Here is a 23,206-nt window from a genome sequence, read left to right as displayed (position 1 = left end):
GCTGCTGCGCCATTTTTCTAATACCATGCGAAACTGATTTTCCACGCATGCATGAGTGTCGCTATCCATCAGTTGTTTTGATCTTGTGCCGGTGCGTGTCCTGCCTTCCGATAGGGCTTGCAAGAATCAGGAGCCTCGCATGTTCGAAAACGCCTTCAACAATATCGACAAGGCGCTGCGCACGGAGCAGGGCGTTGCCTCAGAGCTGGACTATGCCGAACAGACCAGCTGGATCATGTTCCTCAAATATCTCGACGACATGGAGAGCGAACGCGCCGACATGGCGGAGCTTGAAGGCAAGGCCTATCAGCCGATCCTCTCCCCCGAATATCGCTGGCAGACATGGGCCGCGCCCAAGGACAAGGACGGCAAATTCGACCATAACGCCGCGCTGACGGGCGATGATCTGATCAAGTTCGTCAATGACCAGCTCTTCCCCTATCTCGGCAGCTTCCGTGAAAGCGCCGTCTCTCCCGACACAATCGAATACAAGATCGGCGAGATCTTCAACGAGATCATCAACCGCTTCCGTTCGGGCTATGTGCTTCGCGACGTTCTGGAGATTGCCGATGAGCTGCGCTTCAACAGCCAGGCCGAAAAGCATGAGCTGTCGGACCTCTACGAAGCGCGCATCAAGCGGATGGGCAATGCGGGCCGCAATGGCGGGGAGTATTATACACCGCGCCCGCTGATCCGCGCCATGATCGAGGTGATCGACCCGAAGATCGGAGAGACCATCTATGACGGCGCGGTCGGCTCGGCAGGCTTTCTCTGCGAAGCCTATGCCTACATGCACAAGCCCAATATCAGCTCGGCGCAATTTGCGGCGCTGCAGAAGCGCACCTTCTTTGGGCAGGAGAAGAAGTCGCTCGCCTATGTGATCGGCATCATGAACATGATCCTGCACGGCATCGAGACGCCGAACATCCTGCACACAAACTCCCTCAACGAGAATGTGATGGATATTCAGGAAAAGGACCGTCACGATGTGGTGCTCGCCAACCCGCCCTTTGGCGGCGGGGAGCGCACCGAGGTGCAGCACAATTTCCCGATCCGCTCCGGCGAGACGGCCTATCTCTTCCTGCAGCATTTCATGCGCAAGCTGAAGGCGGGCGGCCGTGCCGGCATCGTTATCAAGAACACCTTCCTCAGCAATACTGACAATGCGAGCGTGGCACTGCGCAAGGAGCTGCTGGAGACCTGCGACTTGCACACGGTGCTCGACTGTCCAGGCGGCACGTTTCAGGGCGCGGGCGTGAAGACCGTCGTGCTCTTCTTCGAGAAGGGCAAACCGACACGCGAGACCTGGTATTATGCGCTCGATCCCGGCCGCAATCTGGGCAAGACCAATCCGCTGAACGATCAAGACATGGCGGAGTTCGTCAAACTCCAGAAGACGCGCGCGGAAAGCGAGAAGAGCTGGACGGTAAAAGCCGCCGATCTGGATGAGGCGACCTACGACCTCTCCGTGAAGAACCCGAACACCCCGGAAGAGGCCCCGCTTCGCGCGCCGGAAGAGATTATCGAGGATATGCTGGCGCGCGACCGCGAGACGGCGGACATTCTGGAGAATATCCGGGGGCTGCTGTGAAGGCGGGGTGGCCGCTCACGACACTCGCCGATCTCACAAAGGATCGCCCGATATGTTACGGAGTCTTGAAGCCTGGAGAACGACAGACGGAGGGGGTTCGACTCATTCGGATAACCGACATTAGGGAGAATTATCTCGATCCGTCAGACCTTTACTTAATAACCGACGAACTTAGCGCCGAATTTAAAAGAAGCATTTTGATGGGCGGTGAGATACTGCTTAGCATTCAAGGCACGATCGGTCGTGTTGCACTTTGTCCCGATGAATACGCCGGCTCCAATATCAGCAGAACAATCGCTCTCATTGATCCCGACGAAAGAGTTGATCGTAGCTTTCTTCGCTATTTTCTATTGAGCATGGAAGGAAAATTCCCGACCGGAGGTGCGACGAGAGCAAGCTTGAACATCAGTGACATTAGGAAAATCGCAGTGCCGCTTCCCCCGCTCGAGCAGCAGAGGCGGATTGTGGCGGTGCTGGATGAGGCCTTTGAGGGCCTCGCCCGCGCCCGCGAAAACACCGAAGCCAACCTCGCCAGCGCGCGGGAACTGTTTGAAAGCCATAAAACTAATGTGCTGGCACAGACAGGCTCAGATTCGGAAGAAGTGCTTTTGTCAGAAGTTGCTGACATCGTTTCCGGATTGGTCGACCCACGAGAGAAGGCCTACGAAGACTTCCTTCACTTAGGCGCTGGAAACATGACGTCGGGATCAGATGAACTTGTCGAGGTAAAAACCGCGCGCGAAGAGAAGTTGAAGTCCGGAAAATACCTCTTTGACCAGAAAGCAGTTCTTTACAGCAAGATCCGACCGTACCTGAGAAAAGCCGCCCGACCCGACTTTAGTGGCTTGTGTAGTGCCGATGTTTATCCGATCACGCCCAGCCCCGAAAAACTGACTAGAGACTTTCTATTCCATCTTCTTTTAAGCCATGAGTTTACGGAGTACGCTATTAGCGGTTCGAATCGGGCGGGCATGCCTAAGGTGAATCGGAATCATCTGTTTGCCTATCGGTTCAAGCTTCCCCCTTTGGCGAAGCAGCAACTTATGGCCTTAGCTATCGATCAAGCGGATATCGAGTGCCGCACCTTGACCGAGCTATACAGGACTAAGCTGCAGGACCTCGACGACCTCCGCCAGTCCCTTCTCCGACAAGCCTTTGCAGGGGAGCTGACCTGATCCATGGCTAAATCATCCCGCATTCCCGGCGACATCAACCGAAATGACCAGATCCTGATCGCGCGCACAGACCTGCCGGGCACTGATCACCTGCAATATGTCTGGGTGCTCACCTGCGTCCGCCGTGATGAGACCGGCGCGATCTGCGGCGCCCGCTACGGCGCCAACGGCTCTGACTTCCACCAGCGCAAATGCCCAGACTGCCAGGGCGGCATGCCTGGGCTGGATATTTCGGAATGGGTGGACAGTTTCAACGTCTGATATGATAGTCGCGGGGAGGAAGAGGCTGGAGGGGCCAGAGCGCCAACTGGATGACTGACGAGGCCCATACCGAAACCGAAGCCGATACACGCGCCAACCGGATTGACCCGGTGCTGGAGGCTGCTGGCTGGAAGTCGACGCAAGGCGCGCGCGTGCGCCGTGAAGTCATCTGTCCGGGCCGTATCATGAGTGGCGGGCGGCGCGGGCCGTCCAAGACAGCTGATTACGTCTTTGAGTATCGCGGCCAGAAACTCGCCGTGATGGAGGCGAAGAAGGCGGGCGTCGGCTACACGGTCGGCATGGGGCAGGCCAAGGACTATGCCGGGCGCCTGAAGACGCGGTTCGGTTTTTCCAGCAATGGCATAGGCTGGCGCGAAGTCGACATGGTGACGGGCGCCGAGCGCGATATCGGCCTGCCTTTCCCGACGCCGAATGAGTTGTGGGACCGCGTCTTCGCAAAGGACAATGCGTGGCGAGACCGCTTTGGCGCTGTCGCGTTCGAGACAGGCGGCGGCAAATGGGAGCCGCGCTATTACCAGCACAATGCCATCAATGCGGTGCTTGAGGCGGTGGCGAAGGGCGACAAGCGCATCCTGCTGACGCTCGCGACCGGGACGGGCAAGACCAGCATCGCTTTCCAGACCGCCTGGAAGCTGTTTCACGCCAGCTGGAACCTTACGGGTGAGCCGGTGCGCCGCCCGCGCATCCTGTTTCTGGCCGATCGCAACATTCTCGCCGATCAGGCCTTCAACTCCTTCTCGGCGTTTGAGGCTGGCGCATTGTCGCGCATCAATCCCAAGGAAATCCGCGAGCGCCGCGGCCGTATGCCGAAGAATGCGAGCGTCTTCTTCTCGATCTTCCAGACATTGATGACGAGTGGCGCTGGCGAGGAAAGCGAGGATGAGAGCGGCGAGATCATCTCCAACGGTCCGCCGAACTATCTGCAATATCCGCCGGACTTCTTCGATTTCATCATCATCGATGAGTGTCATAGGGGCGGGGCAAATGATGAAAGCACCTGGCGCGCGATTCTGGAGCATTTCGCGCCCGCTGTGCAGCTCGGCCTGACGGCGACGCCGAAGCGCACGATCAATGTCGATACCTATAACTATTTCGGGGAACCGGTTTATACCTACGCCCTGAAAGAAGGGATCGAGGATGGCTTCCTCACGCCTTTCAAGGTGCGCCAGATGGCGAGCACGATCGATGAGTATGTCTTCGGCGCGGGCGACACCGTGATCGACGGCGAGATCGAAGAAGGCCGTAAATATACTGAAGGCGACTTCAACACGAAGATCGTGATCGAGGAACGCGAGCGCAGCCGCGTGCGCGAGTTCATGACGCAGATCGATCCGCGCCAGAAGACGCTGGTGTTCTGCGCCACGCAGGACCATGCCGCCCGGGTGCGCGACTATATCAATGAGATGAAAGTCGTGCCGGACCCTCACTATTGTGAGCGCGTGACCGCCGAAGATGGCGAGATCGGCGAAGCGCATCTTCGCACCTTTCAGGACAACGAGAAGACGATCCCGACGATCCTGACGACGTCTCAGAAACTCTCAACCGGCGTTGATGCGCGCAATATCCGCAACATCGTTCTGATGCGGCCGGTTCGCTCGATGATCGAGTTCAAGCAGATCGTCGGGCGCGGCACGCGCACATTTGAAGGCAAGGACTATTTCACGATCTACGACTTCGTGAAGGCGTATGAACACTTCAACGACCCTGAATGGGACGGCGAGCCGCTGGAGCCGCCCGAAAAGCCTCCAACTGGCGGCAAGGATGGGCCGAAGGGCGGTATGGAGGAGGAAGACAGGGAGTACGTCGATGACAGCCCTGGAGAGCCACGTCCGGCCAAGATCCTTATCAAGCTTGCTGACGGAAAAGAACGGCGCATCCAGTATATGGCCTCCACAAGCTATTGGGTGGATGGAAGACCGATCAGCGCCGAAGATTTCATGAAGCGGCTGTTTGGGGATTTGTCTGACATCCTCTCCGGCGAAGACGAGTTGCGCGCAAAGTGGAGCGACCCCGAATTGCGGGCGACACTGTTCACAGTGCTGGAAGAGCGTGGCTATGATCTGGAACGTCTGGAAGAGATGGGCGCCCTCATCGATGCGCGCGATAGCGACGTGTTTGACGTGCTCGCCTATGTCCGCTTCTCACTCGATCCGAAGACGAGACGGGACCGCGCCGACGCCGCCCGCCGCGATGGCCTGGAAGGTTTTGAGCTTGAGATGCGTGATTTCCTGAAGGACGTGCTTTACGCTTATGAGCGCGAAGGCGTTGCAGAGCTAGGCTATGATACGCTTGGAAGCCGACTTGTCAGCCGCTACGGATCCACCAGTGACGCCAAGCGCAGCCTGGGCGATCTTGCACAGGTGAAAGCCGCTTTTTCGGACCTGCAACGCTTCATCTACGCCGAGTAAGCCTGAAAAATGTTGGTAGAATGTCCGACATGGCCAACGGCAAACATAACAGACGCGATTTAACTAGCCACGCCCTTAACTCAACGCTGTCCGTGGATGGCCTCGACCGAGCGGATGGCTTTCCATGCGATGACTTTGACGAGGAGTTTGCCCTCGGCATTTTTCCATTCGGCCTCGATATAGCCGGTGGTGCGGGACCGGTTCACGACGCGCGCGTCGATCGTGATGTCGCCATGCGAGACCGGTCTGAACAGCTTGATCTGGAGGTCCTGCGTGGTGAACGCTTCGCCATCCTCAAGGGCCGAAAACATGCAGATCGAGACGACATGGTCTGACAGGGCGCCGACCCATCCGCCAAAGGCACGGCCGGGTTGAATGTCGTGGCTGCCATCATTCGGCCAGACATAGTGGACATGGCCGGGGCTGATCTCTTTCAGCCAGTCCTCGGGCATAATGCCGAGCTTGGCGATGCCTTTCGGCTTGGACGGCCAGTCGCCTGAGCTGATGCCCGCAAGGAAGCCCTGAAACATGGGGGCATAGTCGTTCGGGTCGTAATCAAGGCTCATACGAGGCGCGCTCCATTGGGCACAGGGGTGTCGGCGGCGCCGAGGATGATCGCGCCCGCATCATCGGGAAAGCCAAGCGTGAGGACTTCGGACATGAATTTGCCGATCTGGCGCGGCGGGAAATTTACCACCGCCATCACCTGTCGGCCGACCAGCTGATCGGCCTCATAGTGTTCTGTGATCTGGGCGGAGGATTTCTTGTTCCCGATGCCGGGGCCAAAGTCGATAAGCAGCCGGATGGCAGGCTTGCGCGCGCCCTCAAGGGGCGCGGCCTCCAGCACGGTGCCGACGCGGATGTCGATCTTGCGGAACGTGTCGAAATCGGTCTCCGCTTCGGGCGGATTGCCGGGCAGGTCTACTTTATGCATGGTCTAGACAATAACCGAGCCGCCATCGACGACGATCATCTGCCCGGCCATGTATTTTCCGGCATCAGACGCAAGGAAAATCGCTGCGCCAGCAATGTCCTGTGGCTCACCGATACGGCGCATGGGCGTGCCTTTTTCGATGCGGTCTTTGGCCGACGGGTCTTCCCAGAGGGCGCGGGCAAAGTCGGTCTTGATGAGGCCGGGCGCGACGCAATTGACGCGGATATTGTGCGGCCCAAGCTCGATCGCGTAGTTGCGGGCAAGCTGAAAATCTGCCGCCTTGGAGATGTTGTAGGCACCGATAACGGGCGAGCCTTTCAGGCCACCAATCGAGGAGATGATGACAATCGCGCCATCCTTGCGCTCTTTCATCTCCGGGGCGACCATCTGGATCAGCCAGTGATTGGAGATGATGTTGTTCTGCAGGATCTTCTCGAACGCATCATCCTCGATCTTTTCCATCGGACCGTAATACGGGTTCGAGGCGGCGTTGCAGACCAGCACATCGATCTTGCCGAACGCCTTGCGCGTCTCATCGATCAGCGTCTGAAGCTCTTCCTTGGAGGAAATATTGGCCGGGACGGAAATCGCGGTGCCATCGCCATGCTTGGCATTGATCTCGGCAGCGACGTCCTGGCAGGGGCCCGGCTTGCGCGAGGAAATGACGACCTTGGCGCCTTGCTCGGCCATTTCCTCGGCGATGGATTTGCCGATGCCGCGCGATGAGCCCGTAATGACGGCGACCTTGCCGCTCATGTCGAAAAGACTGGCCATGTTTTCCTCCGGTTTATTTCACATGTGCACTATTTTCGCCGCACCATATTCAAATCGTGCACGCTGCCAATCCCTGGCAAGTCATGGAATGGAAAGAAGGCAAATATGTTTTCTAGAAGCCCAGCATAATCATACAGCGAAATGTTCGAGCAGTGGCACGCATTATCATCAAAACGCTACTATCGCCTAGACAGACAAATGTTTCGCGAATTCGTTGTCTGAAGCCTTCGTGAGTTTCCCTTGCTCGGTCATAGCATCGTATAGACTGGCCTAGAGTAGTGCTGATGCCTGCTTTGATCAAACAACCAAAAACTGGATCAACAGGAATTAGCTCGATCGCATTTTCGAGTGGCGTGCCTTCGTAGGCCGATTCAAGCGGATCCCAATCTGGCCCAAGGTCGTCGCCGCCATCAATACGGATAAAGTCGAGATTGATATCTCCGATATGCTTATCCTCGACGAAAACCCGAACGATTGGTTTGGGAAATTCGAATTTGAGAGTTACCTTTACCTCAATCCACTCTGCCTCTTTGATATGGCGCCGACGAGCAATGACATCTATGGAGAGCTGGTCTTCCATGATGGCCTGATCGTCAAGATCAAGAGAGAGCTCGTACTCGTACTCTTCCTTGACCAAACGGTATCCGGTAATTTTTGGCATCTCAATATCTCCCCAAGGTGGTCAAAAATAAACCGTAGAGGGAAAAATCTCAACTTTTTTGGCTTTCTTGGAGCGAATTAATCCCCCTTCATGGCGACCACGGCAAATAGGGCCCAGCCGATCAGCAGACCAACGCCGCCAATCGGCGTAATCGCGCCAAACCAGCGTGGCGCGCCGAGTGCCATCGCGTAGAGCGTGCCGGAAAAGATGAGCGCGCCGATCGCCATGATCCATCCACCCGTCGAGAAGAGGCCTGTTCGCCCTGAAAGGCTGGCGGCGAAGACGGCCACAGCATGGACGAGCAGATACAGCGTTGCGGTTTCCCACCAGCCGCGGCTTTCAGGCGTGAAACGGCCCGACATGCCATGCGCGCCAAATGCGCCCAGCGCGACACCGAGAAAGCCCAGAACAGATGCGATGACAGTCAACATATCGAAGCTGTCCCATGGACGGCCGCAAGAGGCAACTCGTCAGGCTGCGTCTGCGGCTTCGTGTCCAACGCGTTCACCTTTGGCGTCCTGATAGACCAAGGCTTCGCTATCGAGTTCAAGCGCGGGCAGGGCGTCCTTTTCGTGCCAATAGTCCTGGGTGTGTTGCCAGTCCGGATGGTCTACGCGTTTCGGCATGAGATGCTGACCGCGCTGTAGATAGCCCGGATTGAAGTCGTCTGTGTCCATCCAGCTCATCCGCTCCAGCGAGCGAACACCCGCCGGGACATGCGGACGGATTTCGGCGGCGCCGATCTCGTCCATATGCTCGAACAGACGGATGACGAAGTCGCCGAGCAGGTCCACCCGGAGGGTCCAGCTGGCGCGGAAATAGCCGAAGACGAACAGCATGTTCGGGACGTCTTCGATCATCATGCCGCGCCAGGTGAGGCGATCATTGAAGTTCACCGGTTCGCCGTCGACAACAAAGGGAATGTTGCCAAGGAATTTGAGATGAAAGCCGGTCGCCGTGATGATCATGTCGGCTTCGAGAATCTCTCCGGATTTCAGCTTTATGCCCTCAGGAACGAAGCGGTCGATATGATCGGTGACGACGCTGGCCTTGCCGCTGGCGATGCCCTGGAAGATGTCGCCATCGGGCACGAAGGCGATACGCTGGCGCCAGGGGCGATACGTCGGCGTGAAATGCTTCATGTCGAAGTCTTCCCCGAGAAACGCCTTAACGGCCTCGAGAAGCTCGCCTTTCACGGCGTCCGGTTCTTCGCGGGCGCGCTGGGTGAAATCGCGCTGGTCGACCAGCACTTTCTTGCGCACGATCGTGTGGATCCATTCCTCATCGATTTCGAGGCGGCGCAGCTCATCGGCGAGTTCGTTGATGTTGCGGCCCGGCACGAAATAGGTCGGCGAGCGCTGGAGCAGGGTGACGTGCTCGCAATCGCTGGCAATGTTTGGGACAAGCGTCGCTGCAGTGGCACCAGAGCCGATGACCACGACCTTCTTGCCCGAGAGATCGATATCGTCCGGCCAGTTCTGCGGGTGGACGATCTCGCCCTTGAAGCTGTCCATCCCGTCCCACTCCGGCGTGTAGCCTTTGTCGAGATCGTAATAACCCTGACACATCCAGAGGAAGCGTGCCTTCACCTGATGCTCGCCATCGGGCGTCTCATAGGTGACGGTGTAGAGCTTGTCGGCGGAAGACCATTCGGCCTTGGTAATCTTGTGATTATAATGGATGAGCGGCGCGAGGCCATTCTCCTCAATGAACTCGCCCATATAGGTGAGGATTTCTCCGGCGGTCGCGATGGGAGGGCCGGTCCACGGTTTGTCGCGATAGCCGAACGTGTAGAGGTCGCTATCGGAGCGGATGCCGGGATAGGTGTGGACCTTCCAGGTGCCGCCGAAGCTGTCGAGCGCTTCGAAGGCGGCGATCTTTTTTCCGGGGTAGCGGGTCTTGAGGTGGTAGGCTGCGCCGACACCTGAAATGCCCGCACCCACAATCAGGACGTCGAGTATCTTATCGTCCATTACCATTCCTCCTATGGCTTATATTTTAGGAGAGGATACCAGTGGTATGGCGCGCTTGAATAGGTAGAGCTGCGGATGTCGTTGGGGAAGGGCCGGGCGCGTTGGCCCTATCGGGCGGCCGGGATGGAGTAGGTCACGATGGCGTGGCTTGCGACCTTTTCAGAGCCTTCCGCGCGAATTTCCACCTCGGCGACGGCAAGCGTGCGACCGAGCTTCAGCAATCTGGCTTCGGCGATTACCGCAGATCCGATACAGGGTCGAAGGAAGTTCATGTTGAGATTGCTGGTGACCGTCATCGGGACGATACCAAGACGCGTGAAGATGGCCATATAAGTCACGCTGTCGGCCATCGTCATCTGGGTCGGGCCGGAAATGTAGCCGCCCGGGCGAAGATGTTGTTCGCTGGCGTCCATGCGCATGATAGCGCGCCCATCCTCCATCAGTGTGACCTTTGAGCGGTTCTGCGCGCCGCTAAAGGCTTCCTCGAGAAAAGCGTTGGCGTCTTCAACGGTGACTTTTGATGACATGATCCCTCCATTACCCGGCGGAAGTGATTGATCCGCTCGATCTGCTCAGCCACTCTGGGCCGGTAAAGACCCGACTAGAGGTCAATCATCGAGAGGAAACAAGACTATGCTCACATGGGGCGACGAATATCCGATCCACCAGACACCCGAGCCTGTCTGGGTCGCAGGATCTGATCGTAATTTCTACGATCGTTATTTCTTCAATGGCTATTCGAAGGACGGCGCGGTCTTCTTTGCCGCCGCCTTTGGTGTGTACCCCCATCTGAACATTATGGACGGCGCCTTTTCCGTTCTGAAGGACGGTGTACAGCGCTCCGTTCACCTGTCTCGCGTGATGCATCATGAGCGCATGGATGTGCGCGTTGGGCCGATGAAGATCGACGTTCTGAGGCCGCTTTATTCAGTGAAAATCACGCTCGATGACGCTGAAGGTATTTCTGGCGAGCTGACGTTTGAAGGTCGCCACTTTCCGGTGGAAGAACCCCGATTCACGCGTCGTAGTGGGTCGCGCATGGTGATGGATGTCACTCGTATGACGCAGAATGGGCGCTGGTCTGGCTGGATCTCCGTCGATGGTGAACGGATTGAAGTGGCGAGCGACAATTTCTACGGCACGCGTGATCGCAGCTGGGGGGTCCGCCCGATCGGCTCGCAGGACCCTCAACCGGTCTTGCCTCAGCAGCTTCCGCAATTTTACTGGATCTGGACGCCGCTCAATTTCGAGAACCTGGCACTTTATTTCCACGTGAATGACGATGAAAAGGGCAAGAGCTGGAATACGCGGGCTGTCCTCGCAATGGAGGGGGTAGACGCTGACGGTCTCTTACATCTCGATAATCCGGAGTTCTCAGCCGAATACGATCAGGGCACCCGGCGGATCCGCAAGGGATTGCTGAAGGTGACAGACGGGCAGGGGCGCGAGCACAAAGTTACCTATGAGCCGATGTCGACGTTCCAGATGAAGGGCCTCGGCTATACGCACCCAGACTGGTCTCATGGCCTCTACAAGGGCGAGTACGCCATCGAGCGCGAAGACTTCAAACCCGGCGTCATGCCGTGGAAAGAGCCAAGCAATCTGCATATCCAGGCGATCTCAAAGGTCACCCATGAAGGCCCGGATGGTCAGAGCTCGACGGGCATAGGCTCACTGGAGCAACTCTTCATCGGTCCGCACGAACCAAGCGGCTGGAAAGACATGTTTGATGCCTGAACCGTCGCTCGCCTATCCTGAGCTGGCATCGGCCTTCGCGACATATGCTGAAGCGCATATCCCCGGCGCACGAAACCTCTCTGTCACCTCGATCTCACGCATCCATGGCGGCGCGAGCCGGGAGACCTATTCGATCGATATTGCTTATGAGGATGCCACCGGGCCGAAGGTCAAAGGCCTGATCCTTCGGCGCGACCCGGCTGACAGCCTCATCGACACTGAAAGAGAGACCGAGTTCGCCGCCATTCAAACGGCTTACGGGCAGGGCGACATCCCGGCGCCCGAGGCCTTGTTTCTCGAGACGAGTTCAGGCCCGCTCGGCGCGCCATTCTTCGTCATGGGCCGCATTGAAGGCGGCGAGCCGCTCAACCCGTTTCAGCTTGATGCGGTCGGGGAGCAGAGGGATGCGCTCGGCAGGGACTTTTTCCGGCATCTTGGCGCCATCGCGGCGATTGATCTCGATGATAAACCTGTCCTGCAAGTGATGGAGCCACCGGCGCTCGATAGCTGCTGGAAGCGTGAACTGGACTACTGGGCCAACGAGATCGACGAAAACTCGCGAGAGCCACAGCCGGTTGCGCAGGCGACCATACGGTATCTGCGCGCTAATCCGCCGCCGCCGGCCCAGAAACTGGCGCTCGTGCATGGGGACTACCGCACCGGAAATTACCTTCATGACGGGCAGGGGCACATCAACGCCATCCTCGATTGGGAGATGGCACATCTCGGCGATCCATTTGAAGACCTCGCTTGGGCGACAGACCTTCTTTGGTGCGGGAACGATCAGGAGCGCGCGGCCGGTCTCTTGCCATGGCAAGAGGCCATTGCGGTCTGGGAAGCGGCATCGGGCTGTAAGTTCGATCCGCAAGCCTTTGAATGGTGGAGCCTTTTTGCGTCCCTGAAAGGGCTCGGCATATGGATCACATCTGCTCGCGCCTTCGCGGATGGCAAGAATGACGATCCCATCCTCGCCTTCTCTGGCTGGTTCACGCACTGCGCGCACGAAACCATGCTGGCCCACCGACTTGCCCTGAAACATGGAGTGAAATTGTGAGCGATATTGCGATGATCTTGCAGCGCATCGGCGCGACGCTTTCAAACGAGGTCGCTCCGAAGCTTGAAGGTGATTATTCGGGCGGCCATGCCAGTATGTCGGGTATTCTGGCCGGTATGGCTGGCGAGATGTGGGATAAGGAAGCCGATCTCCTCGTCGAAGAGATCAACCGGCTTCGCGGCCTGTTGGCGGCTGGCAAGGTTGACGACACCGTTGAGAAAGTAAGCTCCTACCGGATTTCTGACCTCAAGCGCACACGGAACGAACTGGCCGAAAAACTGATCGAACTGCAGACACGTCTGGAAGGGCAGGATGACGCGGATTCAGCGCATCTGAATACCCAGATATGGGCACATCTGCTGACGACGAGCATGGCCCGGATGCCAAGTCCGCCGCAATTTTCTGAAGGCTGACGAGACCAGCAGGCCTCAGGCCCGCCATGGCAGCGGGTCTGTGCGGAGCAAACCGTATATGAGCGCGTCTCGCACGCCGATATGCGTTTCGTATGACTCCCGCATATGGCCCTCGAGTTTGAACCCGAGAGATTCAAACAGGCGGATGGACGCGATGTTGTCCGGATCGATGTCCGCGAAAATCCGGCGAGCGCCATCACGCTCAAACGTGATATCCAGCGCTTCGGCAGTCGCTTGTCGCGCCAGCCCCCGCCTGCGGGCCGACGGGTGGAGAATGACGCCGATTTCCCAGACGTTCATATCGCCGCCATACGTCGATACGCGCCCGAGCGCATCGCTGGACTGGCCGTCCGTAATTGCCCAGCTATTGGCTTCCCAGCCTTTCGTCCAGGACGACAGCAAGGCGTGCGTTTCTTCCAGCGATGAGGTCGCTGGCTGGGCGAGATATCTCGCGCTTTCTTCGTCACTGTAGATCTGGTGTAGGGCGGCTGTATCGCGGTCGACGTCCAGCGCGCGCAATAGTGACGGCATGGTCATTAGCCCCAAAGTTGAGGCGTCGGTGGGGACACCTGTCCGTCGGAATAGGAAAGGCCGTGTTCAACATCCTTGGTCAGCCACAAAGGACCGTCGAGATCGACGGCGTCGGCAAGCGCGCCCAGAAGGAAAGCCGGCGCCATGCTGATGGAGCCGGCGACCATGCATCCAATCATCACGCCAAGGCCGCACGCCTTGGCTTCATGTGCCATTGCAATGGCTTCTGTCAGACCGCCCGCCTTGTCGAGCTTGATATTGATCACGTCATAGGCGCGGGCGAGGTCCTGAATGTCCTTGCTCGTATGCGCGCTCTCATCAGCGCAGATGGCGACCTCAGGAGGACGGCGTAGCAAGGCTGCGTCCTTTCCGGCAGCGAAGGGCTGTTCGATCAGCACAACGCCAAGCCGTGCGGCCTGTCGGGCGACGTCAGGAAAGACATCCGCCTCAAACGCTTCGTTCGCATCAAGGATAAGGCGCGCATCTGGCCGCGCCTTATGCACGGCTTCGACGCGTTCCAGATCATCAGGCCCGCCGAGCTTCAGTTTGAGCAGCTGCCCGGGTGCGTCCTTTGCTGCGCTGGCCATAGCGTCTGGCGTGTCGAGAACGACCGTGACGGCCGTCGGCAAGGCGACCGGCTCTGGCAGGCCTGCGAGCTTCCAGACAGGCTTGCCAGCGAGTTTCGCGTCGAGATCCCACATTGCGCAGTCGATAGCGCATCGCGCGGCGCCAGCTGGCATGGCGTCCTGCAATTGCTGCCGGGTCAATCCAGATTCGATGGCGCGCCTCTGGCCCTCGATGGCCTCTGTCACAGATTCGACCGTTTCATCGTATCTTGCATATGGTACGCATTCACCGCGTCCCCGTTTGCCATCTCTTTCGAGGGTTACCAGAATGGTCTCTGCCGAAGTCTTCGCGCCCCTCGAGATTGAGAAGCTGCGCGCCAATGGTGATGAAATATGCTCAATTTGTAGCCGGGTCATGATAGCAAAGCGTACCTGTACGTATCTGAAATTCACAGGGTGCTATGCGTCGTCCCTGACTCATGGTTGTTAAGGTAACCAGGAACGAAGTCTCAAGCCAATTATGCCTGCACAACCAGAATTCTCTTACCAGACAGATGGCTCAACCGCCCGCCTTGTGCTTCAGGGCGACTGGACGGTGCATACGATTGGCAAGGTTTCGTCGGAAATTGCAGAACTCGACGTTTCGGGCGTCGACCGGCTGGACGTCGACTGTAGTGATGTTGGCCGTCTGGATACGGCGGGCGCTTACATCATTGACCGGCTGGCCGAAGATGCAGGGGCTGAATCTGCGTCCCCGGTCAACGCGACGGACCAGATAGCCGCCCTTTTCGAGCAAGCGAGTGCGGTCAGGTCGCAGGAAACCGAGACCTTTGAGCAGAGCTCCAGCTATGGCTTTGTGGACCTGCTCGAACGGACGGGTCGTACCACTCATCACTTTGTGCGGGAGATGGTCGAAACGCTGTCTTTCCTCGGTGAGACCGTCGTGTCGATGCTTCATGTGATCACCAAGCCGGCCCGTATGCGGTGGACGGCGTTGGTTTCAGTGATGGAGGATTCTGGTCTCGATGCTGTGCCGATTGTCGCCTTTCTGGCGTTCTTCGTCGGTATGGTCATCGCCTTTATCGGGGCGACCACGCTCAGTGAGTTCGGCGCCACCATCTTCACCGTGGAGCTGGTTGGTATTGCAGTGCTGCGGGAATTCGCAGTCATCCTGACCGCGATCATCCTCGCAGGACGAACCAATTCTGCGTTCACTGCCCAGATCGGCGCGATGAAAATGCGCCAGGAAGTCGACGCGATGGTCACGCTCGGCCTGAACCCGATGGATGTTCTGGTCGTGCCCCGCGTCTTCGCCATGCTGATCATGACGCCTGTCCTGACAGTGGTGGCGACGATATTCGGCATCGGCGGCGGCGCCTTCGTCAGCTGGATCGCGCTGGACATCAATCCGACCGTTTTCATCAATCGCATGCAGGAATTTGTGCCGATCGAGAATTTCTGGGTCGGCATGTCAAAAGCGCCTGTCTTTGGACTTGTCGTCGCTCTGATCGGGTGCCGTCAGGGGCTGCTTGTCGGCGGTAGCGTACAGTCGCTTGGTCAGGCGACAACGAAGTCTGTCGTCCAGGCCCTGTTTTCGATCATCGTCATCGATGCACTCTTTGCCGTCTTCTACATGGAGCTGGGGATATGAGCGAGGACATCGCCATCTCCGTCCGCGGGCTGAAGACAGCCTATGGCACGTCGGTCGTTCATGAGAATCTCGACCTTGATGTTCGCAACGGGGAAATCCTTGGGGTCATCGGGCCATCGGGTACAGGTAAATCTGTGCTACTGAGAGCGATTGTCGGGCTGAAACGTCCCGACGAAGGGACCGTTGAGGTGTTCGGCAAAAACGTGACGGACCTCTCGGGCGACAGCCTGCGCGACGTACAGAATTTATGGGGCATCATGTTCCAGGACGGCGCGCTGTTTTCAAACCTGACTGTCCGCGAGAACGTCATGGTGCCGATGAAAGAGCACGCGCATCTGCCAAAAAGCCTTATGCGTGAGCTGGCTGATCAGAAACTTCGGATGTCGGGCCTCAGCACAAGTGCAGGGCCGAAATACCCGTCCGACCTGTCAGGCGGCATGCGCAAACGCGTCGCGCTTGCGCGCGCCCTGGCGCTTGATCCGCCCATCCTGTTTCTTGATGAACCCACAGCCGGGCTTGATCCGATCACGGCGGCTGGCTTCGACAAGCTGATCCGGGACCTGCAGCGCGCCTTGTCGCTGACCGTTTTTCTCGTCACACATGATCTCGACACACTTGCGGCCACTTGTGACAGGATAGCCGTACTCAGCGAGAAGCGAGTGATCGCAATTGGAACGATGGATGAACTTCGCAAGAATGATCATCCTTGGATCCAGGACTATTTTTGCGGCCCCCGTGGCCGCGCCGCAGCGGCGGGAGCAGAATAATGGAAACACGCGCAAACTACGCTTTGATCGGGGCCTTTGTCATTGTGGCGGCCCTCACGGCGCTGGGCTTCGTCCTGTGGCTGGGGCAGGCCCAGTTCAATCAGGACTTTGACCGTTACGACATTGTCTTTGACGGCCCAGTCTCGCTGGAGGAAGGGGCGTCGGTTCGGTATATCGGCATCAAGGTCGGCGAGGTGGAATCGATCGGCATCGACCGCAGCGATGCATCGAAGGTCCGTGCTCGCATCCGCGTTGACTCCGAAACGCCGGTCAAAGTCGACTCGACCGCTAGCATTGAATTCGCGGGCATTACCGGCGTGACTTTCGTCCAGATAAATGCTGGCTCAGATAATGCGCGCCGGCTCACCGACGTGTCCAAAGAGGATATTCCGGAGATCAAGTCTGTTTCGAACCCGCTCGGAGAGCTCGTTTCCAGCGGCACCGAAGTGATGGGGCGGGCGACATTGGCGCTTGAGCGGATTGAAGACCTCCTCAGCGAGGAGAATGTTGAAGGGGTCTCAAACATCATCTCGAATTTTGAGTCGCTGAGCGCACTGGCAAGCGGACAAGGCAAGATGGCAACCACCGTGATCGAAACGCTGGAATCGGTCGACGTGGCCGCAAAAAGCTTCGATCAGGCGTCCCGTGACTTCAGCGAGCTGAGCAGCAATGTGAATGGTGAGCTTGCGGGACTGAGCGGTCAGGCGTCTGACATCATGACGGAGATTCAAGGCGTCGCAACGTCCGCCAATTCAGCAATTGAGCGGGCAGAGCAGGCGATTGATTCTGCTGCGACGGTGATTGAAGGCCCCGCAACGGATGCGGTGACGGATTTCCGCCTGATCGCGCAGGACTTGCGTGTTCTGATCGCCCGTCTTGATCGGCTCAGTCGTGAAATTGAACAAAATCCCCAGAGCCTGATCCGGGCCGCCCCATTGCCTTATGAAGGAGGTCGGGAATGACCCATCACCTTTCAATGAAACTGCTTGGCGGCCTTGCGGCCATGACCTTTGTATCCGGTTGCGTCTCGGTACTGCCTGAGCAGCCGAAACCTGAAGCGGTCTACTCATTATCGGCACCTGAGACTCTGGCGCGCCTTGAAACAAATGTCGTTATCCGTGAGCCCGAAGCGCCGCATTTGTTCGGTGGTCGCGTCATCACATCACAGAGCCCTGACGATGGTTACAAGGTCGTGCCTGATGTGAATTGGGCTGATCGGGCAACCCGGATGTTTCAGACGACAATGCTCGAAAGTTTTGCGACGGATTCGTCTGGTCTCGCCGTCGACGACGTGACGGGCGTCAGCGCAGCCTACGAACTCTTCTGGCGGGTTTCGAATTTCACGCTCGTGGGAGACGAAGGCCACTGCAAGTTGCAGCTCACCCTGGTAGATGGGCGCAACCGTGAGCCAGTCTTTCAGGATAGCGTCGAAGCGCGCGCGCCGTCTGTTGGAACAGGGCCGTTGGTGCGGGCAAAGGCGCTAGCGGATGCAGGGCGTGACTGTGTGCAGTCTGCAGCTCAGGTCATCGCGGAGAACGCGGTTTTGACCCCTGTGGAAGAGGATGCGGACTAGCGACCGGCGTCAGGCGTCAGGCCACGTTCCGGTCAGAGCGTGAAAGGTCTGTGCTGATTGGCAGGAAAAAGCTGACCATCGTGCCCTTGCCGACTTCGCTGGCAATGGAGAAGCGACCGCCATGCATTTCCGCGAATGATTTTGTGAGGGCTAGGCCAAGGCCCGTTCCGTCATAATTGCGCTCGCGTGTTTCCTGGACCTGCTCAAACGGCTGGGCGAGACGCGGCAGGTGTTCCTTGGGAATGCCAACGCCTGAGTCCCGCACGGCGACACGTAGGAAGTCATTCTTCCTCTGCACGGCCACAATGATCCGCCCGCCCGCATCTGTGAATTTGATGGCGTTCGACAGCAGGTTCAGCACCATCTGGCGCACCGCACGGTGGTCGGCGTCGACCTCTGGAAGCGTGTCGTCTGCCTGAAGGCTGAGCTGAATGCCCTTGTCTTCGGCCTTGCGCCGGATCATCCGAACGGCTGCGTCGACAGGATCGACCAGGTCAATTGGTTTCGGGTCGATGGTCATCTTGCCGGCTTCGATCTTCGCGATGTCCAGAATGTCGTTGATCATATCCAGAAGGTGCTGGCCGGACGTAAGAATGTCGCGCGCATATTCGCTATATCGCTTGTCCCCGAGCGGTCCGTACATCTCGTTGACGAGGATTTCGGAGAACCCGTTGATCGCATTTAGCGGCGTGCGCAGCTCGTGGCTCATATTGGCGAGGAAAGCGCTCTTGGAATCGGCGGAGCGTTCGGCCTTGGCCTTTTCCTCGTTATATTTGCGAGCGAGCTCTGCATTGTGCCCCTCTGAGCGGCCGAGCTCCTGAATGGCGTTGCGGAGCTTTTTCTTTTGCTGGGTGAGCATCTCTTCGCTTTTCACATCCTGGGTCACGTCGAGCCCGAATGTGATGAGGCCGCCAGCCGGGGTTGAGCGTTCCACGATCTTGAACCATTCGCCGGTTCGCAGGCCAAGCACGGTTGTGCCTGATTCCTCTTCCGAGGCGCGCTCACTGACGACATTGCCGCTGCGCGCAATCATGACTGTTTCATGCGCAACGCCGGCTCTCAGAATATCGTCCAGCCCAAAGACCATTTCAAAGGACTGGTTCCAGAATGTGAGGCGCTTTTTCTCGTCCCATAGCGCGAACGGGCAGGGGAATTTCTCAATCGCCGAGCGGAGCATCGCTTCAGCATTCCGGCGACGCTCGCGTTGACGGACCGATTCCGTGACGTCGAACACAACGCCGCTCAGACTGGTCGTCTGGGCGCCTGACGCAATGTCGAGACTTCCCCGAAGCTCGATCCAGCTTTCACCGCGCGTCGCTGCTGTGCCGAAGCTGACAGAGAAGGGTCGGCCGGACCGTGATCGGTCAACAGCATCCTTGAGGGTCTGGCGATGCGGCGCATAGATATGCTCAAGCATCTGCGTCGCAGAGATCGTCCCACCGGTCTGCAGACCGAGCAGGCCCGCAGCCTCTTCGCTCAGCCAGGCGGCGTCCTGTGATGGCTTCAGTGTCCAGACGCCCACATAACTGTTTTCAACGGCCGTTCGATGAGTGGAGTCATCTGCGGACTGGCGTGTTGGTAACGGCGTGGTTGGACCGGTGTTTTTTCCTGACCAGGTTGAGTATAGGCCCATCACCGCAAGCGTGGGTGCGGCTAGCAAAAGCAGGTAAAGCGCAAGCTGGATGCCGTTCTCAGTGGTGAGGAGGGGGCTGGGCCGTGAAACGCAATGCGAAAAGTCTGCCCGTCCAATGGCCACGCATCCGGTCGCAGAGCGGTCGAGTACGCCGTCATATCGAAACCCTTGGCCCTTGGTCAGCACCGATGGATCTGGAGGAAGGACGCTTTTGTCGCCAAGCGAGGTTGCCGTGGCGCCGTACAGGATGAGGCGTTCATTTGCCACCGCTGGTGGCAGCCATTTTTCGGGCGAAACCGTTGCGATGATAGGAGGTCCATTTGCCGGGACGTGCACCAGCATCAGACGACCATCTTCCATCAGGTGAAGCCGTTGATCCAGTTGGAGCATAGCTTCGGCCTGGGCGGCAATCTCGACATTGCGTGTATCTTTTGAGCCTTTCGCCGCATCAAGCGACATTAGGCTTTCGACACCCGCGAACCCGGTGTCCACGCGTGACAGACTCCGGCCGGACTTGAGCGATTGTTCCAGCCTGTCGATCGTCTTGTCGGCAGACGCGTTGAGTTGCTGGCCAGAAATCATGGCATCGCGCTGAAGGATTTTCAGTTCATCAAGGTCGCTGGAATGCTGGCTATTCCACGCGATCAGTCCAAAGGAGACCGCAACAGCGAACAAGGTGAGGGCGAGAATTGTCTTCACCATACCGGAGCCATTGCCCGGTGCCGGTTTCGACGGACCCTTGTCCTTCGACTTTCGTCCTGATTTCGCCAACGCGTCAGCCTTTCACGCACCCAACCGGGGGCACAATGACCGAAAAAGGCTTGCGCTTGCGTTAACTTAGCTGTGCGACTTCATCTACTCGAGCGCGCGGGCGACGATATCCTGGGCGTTCTTTGAGAGGTCCTGATCGCGCAGATCCTCCAGCACTTTTTTGGCGCTTGCCTTGGCGGTCGGCTCCAGCTTGCTCCATTGCTCGAAACTGGTGAGCAGACGGGCCGCAAGGGCAGGGTTCCGATTGTCGATCTTCGAGATGATTTCGCCCACCACACGGTGGCCTTTGCCATCGCGCGCATGGAACGCGGCGAGATTGGTCATCGCAAACGCTGCCGCGACCGAGCGGACGCGGTTAGGGTTGGAGAGATCATAGTCGGGGTGTTCGGAAAGGCGCTTGGCATCGTCCGCCGTGCCCTGACCGGCCTGAACGGCGAACCACTTGTCGATGACCAGCGCATTGTCCTTCCACTTTTCGTAGAAGTCGTTGATCACCGCGTCACGCTGCGCGCCCGGCAGTGGAACGAGCGTCCGCAAGCAGGCGAGGCTTTCGGTCATGTTCGGCGCTGCCTCATAGAGGGCCTTCAGCCGGTCGGCGGCGTCAGACGTTGCCAGCGCACCTGTCAGTCCGATCATGGCGCTACGAAGGGCGCGTGTGCCAGCTTGCTCCGGGCTTGGCTTGAACGGCGTGGGTGATGGCTCGGACAGCACGGCTTCGGCGTCGTTTTTCAGATTTTCGGCAAGCGCTTTTCTGAGCCGCTTGCGCGCATCATCAAGACCGGCCGGATCAACCGGTTCGCGGTGCTGGAACAGCTCGCCAATGTCGGGCAGGGCTGTCAGTAGGGCCGCAAAGGCAGGGTCGTCCGACCGATAGTGGCGAACCGCATCTGCGAGCGCCTCGACCAGTTCGGAATCCGGTGGCGATTGAGGTTCGTCCAGAAGCCGAAAGATTTCGGTGCGAGCGAGCGTCTGGAAGCTGTCCCAGGTGTTGAAAGGGTCTGTCTCGGCCGCCGCCAGTTCAAGCAGGGCTTCAGTCGAGAGATCACGGCGAACACGCACGGGGGCGCTGAACTGGCGATTGATCGACAGCAATGGCCGGTCTGCGCCTTCAGCAAGTTTCACCTTGAACGTCTTGTGCTCGCTATCGAGAACCAGAACGGTTTCACCGTCCGTCCAGCCTTCCGCGTCCGCATGTCCGCCTTTGCCATCCAGCAGCGCGGTGCGCAGCGGAATAGGGACGGGTTTCTTTTCGGACTGCCGCGGGGTTGGCGGGGTCTTCTGCGAGAGCGAAATTGTCAGGGTCTTCGCGGCCTCATCCCAGTCTTCCTTGACGGTGACTTCTGGCGTACCCGCCTGTGAATACCAGCGGCGATATTGCGAGAGATCGCGGCCCGATGACTTTTCGAAACAGGAATAGAAATCTTCGATCGTTGAGGCCGTGCCGTCGAACTCGTCGAAATAGATCTGCATGCCCTTGTTGAAGGCCTCGTCACCAATCAGCACGGTCAGTGCGCGGATTAGCTCCGAGCCCTTTTCATAGACGGTGGCGGTGTAGAGATTGTCGATCGAGCCATAGGTGTCCGGACGCACAGGGTGCGCGAGTGGGCCACCATCTTCAGCAAATTGGCGTGAGCGCAGCCGCATCACATCCTTGATCCGCTGAACCGGGCGCGAGCGAAGATCCGAAGAGAATTCCTGATCACGGAAGACGGTGAGGCCTTCCTTCAGGCAAAGTTGGAACCAGTCACGGCAGGTAATCCGGTTGCCGGTCCAGTTGTGGAAATATTCGTGGCCGACAATGCTCTCGATGGCTTCGAAGTCCGCATCCGTCGCACTGTCCGGATCGGCCAGCACATAGGCGGAGTTGAAGATATTGAGGCCTTTGTTTTCCATCGCGCCGAAATTGAAGTCGCGCACGGCTACGATGTTGAACACGCCAAGGTCATAGCAGCGGCCAAACCGCTTCTCGTCCCATTTCATCGACGCTTTCAGGCTCTCCATCGCCCATTTGGCGCGCTCGGCCTGGCCTTTGTCGACATAAACGCCGAGGTCGACATGGTCGCCATTCATGGTGGTGAAGTCGTCGCGCCAGACATCATAGTCGCCAGCGCAGAGCGCAAACAGGTAGGATGGTTTCGGGTGCGGGTCGTCCCATTCGGCGAAGTGGCGGCCATTGCCTGCGTCTCCGGTGTCGCCCGGCGTGCCATTGGACAGCAGGATCGGATAGGCGGCTTTGTCGGCGTCCATACGAACATGGAAGCGGCTCATCACATCAGGGCGGTCAGGCCAGTAGGTGATGTTGCGAAAACCGGTGGCCTCGCACTGGCTGCAGAAGCGCCCGCCGGAGATATAAAGCCCCGACAGTGCTGTGTTGCTCGACGGATCAATCGTAACATCCGTTTCCAGCACAAATTTCGAAGGCACCTTGGTGATCGTCAGCGTGTCGTCGGTGACGACATAGTCGCTCTCAGCCAGGGGCGTGCCATCCAGCTTGATGCTGTTCAGCTTCAGTTTTTGGCCATCGAGCACAAACGCCCCGTCACTGACGCGGCGGACCTGCATTTTTGCGCGAACACGGGTTGCGGTCGGCTCGAGCGAAAAGTCGAGATGAACCTGATCGATCTCGAACGGGTAGGGCGTGTAATTGTCGAGTTTCGTCAGTACCGGTGTATCTGTGCGCAGCATGTCCTGTCCTTCGTCTTGTCTGACGCA

Annotated in this window: 22 protein-coding genes; 11 read left to right on the top strand and 11 right to left on the bottom strand. The window is 58.2% G+C overall.

The window, feature by feature from the left end; all coding sequences use genetic code 11:
• The first annotated feature begins 139 nt into the window (after positions 1–139).
• The 4 genes from B8783_RS06755 to hsdR are packed head-to-tail and all read left to right on the top strand — an operon-like array spanning position 140 to position 5,456.
• Positions 140–1,591, top strand: a complete 1,452-nt coding sequence (locus B8783_RS06755) for a class I SAM-dependent DNA methyltransferase (protein WP_084419337.1) — start codon at positions 140–142, stop codon at positions 1,589–1,591.
• Positions 1,588–2,766, top strand: coding sequence for a restriction endonuclease subunit S (locus B8783_RS06750; protein ID WP_084419335.1), 1,179 nt, complete (start codon positions 1,588–1,590; stop codon positions 2,764–2,766). The genes B8783_RS06755 and B8783_RS06750 overlap by 4 nt, the downstream gene beginning before the upstream one ends.
• A 3-nt stretch (positions 2,767–2,769) precedes the next feature.
• On the top strand, positions 2,770–3,027 hold the full coding sequence (locus B8783_RS06745) for a hypothetical protein (protein WP_084419333.1): 258 nt from the start codon (positions 2,770–2,772) through the stop codon (positions 3,025–3,027).
• A 50-nt stretch (positions 3,028–3,077) separates the two neighbouring features.
• On the top strand, positions 3,078–5,456 hold the full coding sequence (gene hsdR / locus B8783_RS06740; RefSeq protein WP_084419331.1) for an EcoAI/FtnUII family type I restriction enzme subunit R: 2,379 nt from the start codon (positions 3,078–3,080) through the stop codon (positions 5,454–5,456).
• An 80-nt stretch (positions 5,457–5,536) separates the two neighbouring features.
• Here the strand turns inward: hsdR and B8783_RS06735 are convergent, their stop codons facing one another.
• The 7 genes from B8783_RS06735 to B8783_RS06705 form a co-directional block, all read right to left on the bottom strand.
• A complete protein-coding gene (locus B8783_RS06735; protein WP_084419329.1) occupies positions 5,537–6,022 on the bottom strand; it encodes a PaaI family thioesterase in 486 nt (161 codons plus the stop codon).
• On the bottom strand, positions 6,019–6,390 hold the full coding sequence (locus B8783_RS06730; protein ID WP_084419327.1) for a tRNA-binding protein: 372 nt from the start codon (positions 6,388–6,390) through the stop codon (positions 6,019–6,021). The genes B8783_RS06735 and B8783_RS06730 overlap by 4 nt, the downstream gene beginning before the upstream one ends.
• Positions 6,391–6,393: 3 nt before the next feature.
• A complete protein-coding gene (locus tag B8783_RS06725) occupies positions 6,394–7,164 on the bottom strand; it encodes an SDR family NAD(P)-dependent oxidoreductase (protein WP_084419325.1) in 771 nt (256 codons plus the stop codon).
• Between the two features lie 112 nt (positions 7,165–7,276).
• Positions 7,277–7,825 (bottom strand): hypothetical protein, encoded by a 549-nt coding sequence (locus B8783_RS06720; RefSeq protein ID WP_084419323.1) that lies wholly within the window; start codon positions 7,823–7,825, stop codon positions 7,277–7,279.
• A gap of 77 nt (positions 7,826–7,902) precedes the next feature.
• Complete coding sequence (locus B8783_RS06715; RefSeq protein ID WP_084419321.1) at positions 7,903–8,256, bottom strand: DUF423 domain-containing protein; 354 nt, start codon at positions 8,254–8,256, stop codon at positions 7,903–7,905.
• A gap of 39 nt (positions 8,257–8,295) precedes the next feature.
• Positions 8,296–9,798 (bottom strand): flavin-containing monooxygenase, encoded by a 1,503-nt coding sequence (locus B8783_RS06710; RefSeq protein ID WP_084419319.1) that lies wholly within the window; start codon positions 9,796–9,798, stop codon positions 8,296–8,298.
• A gap of 107 nt (positions 9,799–9,905) precedes the next feature.
• Complete coding sequence (locus B8783_RS06705) at positions 9,906–10,325, bottom strand: PaaI family thioesterase (RefSeq protein ID WP_084419317.1); 420 nt, start codon at positions 10,323–10,325, stop codon at positions 9,906–9,908.
• Positions 10,326–10,431: 106 nt separating this feature from the next.
• Between B8783_RS06705 and B8783_RS06700 the strand changes: the two genes are divergently transcribed.
• From B8783_RS06700 to B8783_RS06690, 3 genes are read left to right on the top strand one after another with little or no spacing between them, the layout of a single operon-like run.
• Positions 10,432–11,535: a hypothetical protein gene (locus B8783_RS06700; RefSeq protein ID WP_084419316.1), complete on the top strand. Its 1,104-nt coding sequence runs from the start codon at positions 10,432–10,434 to the stop codon at positions 11,533–11,535.
• Positions 11,528–12,589, top strand: a complete 1,062-nt coding sequence (locus B8783_RS06695; RefSeq protein ID WP_233355699.1) for a phosphotransferase family protein — start codon at positions 11,528–11,530, stop codon at positions 12,587–12,589. Before B8783_RS06700 ends, B8783_RS06695 begins: the two co-directional genes overlap by 8 nt.
• Positions 12,586–13,002, top strand: coding sequence for a hypothetical protein (locus B8783_RS06690; protein ID WP_084419314.1), 417 nt, complete (start codon positions 12,586–12,588; stop codon positions 13,000–13,002). The genes B8783_RS06695 and B8783_RS06690 overlap by 4 nt, the downstream gene beginning before the upstream one ends.
• Before the next feature lie 15 nt (positions 13,003–13,017).
• Here the strand turns inward: B8783_RS06690 and B8783_RS06685 are convergent, their stop codons facing one another.
• Positions 13,018–13,533, bottom strand: a complete 516-nt coding sequence (locus B8783_RS06685) for a GNAT family N-acetyltransferase (RefSeq protein ID WP_233355698.1) — start codon at positions 13,531–13,533, stop codon at positions 13,018–13,020.
• A gap of 5 nt (positions 13,534–13,538) precedes the next feature.
• Complete coding sequence (gene dgcA / locus B8783_RS06680) at positions 13,539–14,516, bottom strand: N-acetyl-D-Glu racemase DgcA (protein ID WP_084419310.1); 978 nt, start codon at positions 14,514–14,516, stop codon at positions 13,539–13,541.
• Positions 14,517–14,619: 103 nt separating this feature from the next.
• Here dgcA and B8783_RS06675 point away from each other — a divergent pair, with 103 nt between their 5' ends.
• The 4 genes from B8783_RS06675 to B8783_RS06660 are packed head-to-tail and all read left to right on the top strand — an operon-like array spanning position 14,620 to position 18,090.
• A complete protein-coding gene (locus B8783_RS06675) occupies positions 14,620–15,750 on the top strand; it encodes an ABC transporter permease (protein ID WP_084419308.1) in 1,131 nt (376 codons plus the stop codon).
• Positions 15,747–16,517 (top strand): ABC transporter ATP-binding protein, encoded by a 771-nt coding sequence (locus B8783_RS06670; RefSeq protein ID WP_084419306.1) that lies wholly within the window; start codon positions 15,747–15,749, stop codon positions 16,515–16,517. The genes B8783_RS06675 and B8783_RS06670 overlap by 4 nt, the downstream gene beginning before the upstream one ends.
• Positions 16,517–17,479: an MlaD family protein gene (locus tag B8783_RS06665; protein ID WP_084419304.1), complete on the top strand. Its 963-nt coding sequence runs from the start codon at positions 16,517–16,519 to the stop codon at positions 17,477–17,479. Before B8783_RS06670 ends, B8783_RS06665 begins: the two co-directional genes overlap by 1 nt.
• Positions 17,476–18,090, top strand: coding sequence for an ABC-type transport auxiliary lipoprotein family protein (locus tag B8783_RS06660; protein WP_084419302.1), 615 nt, complete (start codon positions 17,476–17,478; stop codon positions 18,088–18,090). Before B8783_RS06665 ends, B8783_RS06660 begins: the two co-directional genes overlap by 4 nt.
• 16 nt (positions 18,091–18,106) lie before the next feature.
• On the opposite strand, the gene B8783_RS06655 is transcribed toward B8783_RS06660, so the two are convergent.
• The gene (locus B8783_RS06655; protein ID WP_233355697.1) at positions 18,107–20,425 is read right to left on the bottom strand and encodes a PAS domain-containing sensor histidine kinase; all 2,319 of its coding nucleotides are present in this window, start codon (positions 20,423–20,425) and stop codon (positions 18,107–18,109) included.
• 153 nt (positions 20,426–20,578) lie between these two features.
• Entirely contained in the window at positions 20,579–23,176 is a 2,598-nt protein-coding gene (pepN, locus tag B8783_RS06650; protein WP_407646332.1) for an aminopeptidase N, read from the bottom strand.
• Between the last annotated feature and the right edge of the window lie 30 nt (positions 23,177–23,206).

It is taken from the genome of Henriciella litoralis (assembly GCF_002088935.1).
Classification (GTDB): Bacteria; Pseudomonadota; Alphaproteobacteria; order Caulobacterales; family Hyphomonadaceae; genus Henriciella; species Henriciella litoralis.
Note: the sequence above shows the minus strand (reverse complement) of the source record. Positions and strands in the feature narration are given on the sequence as shown.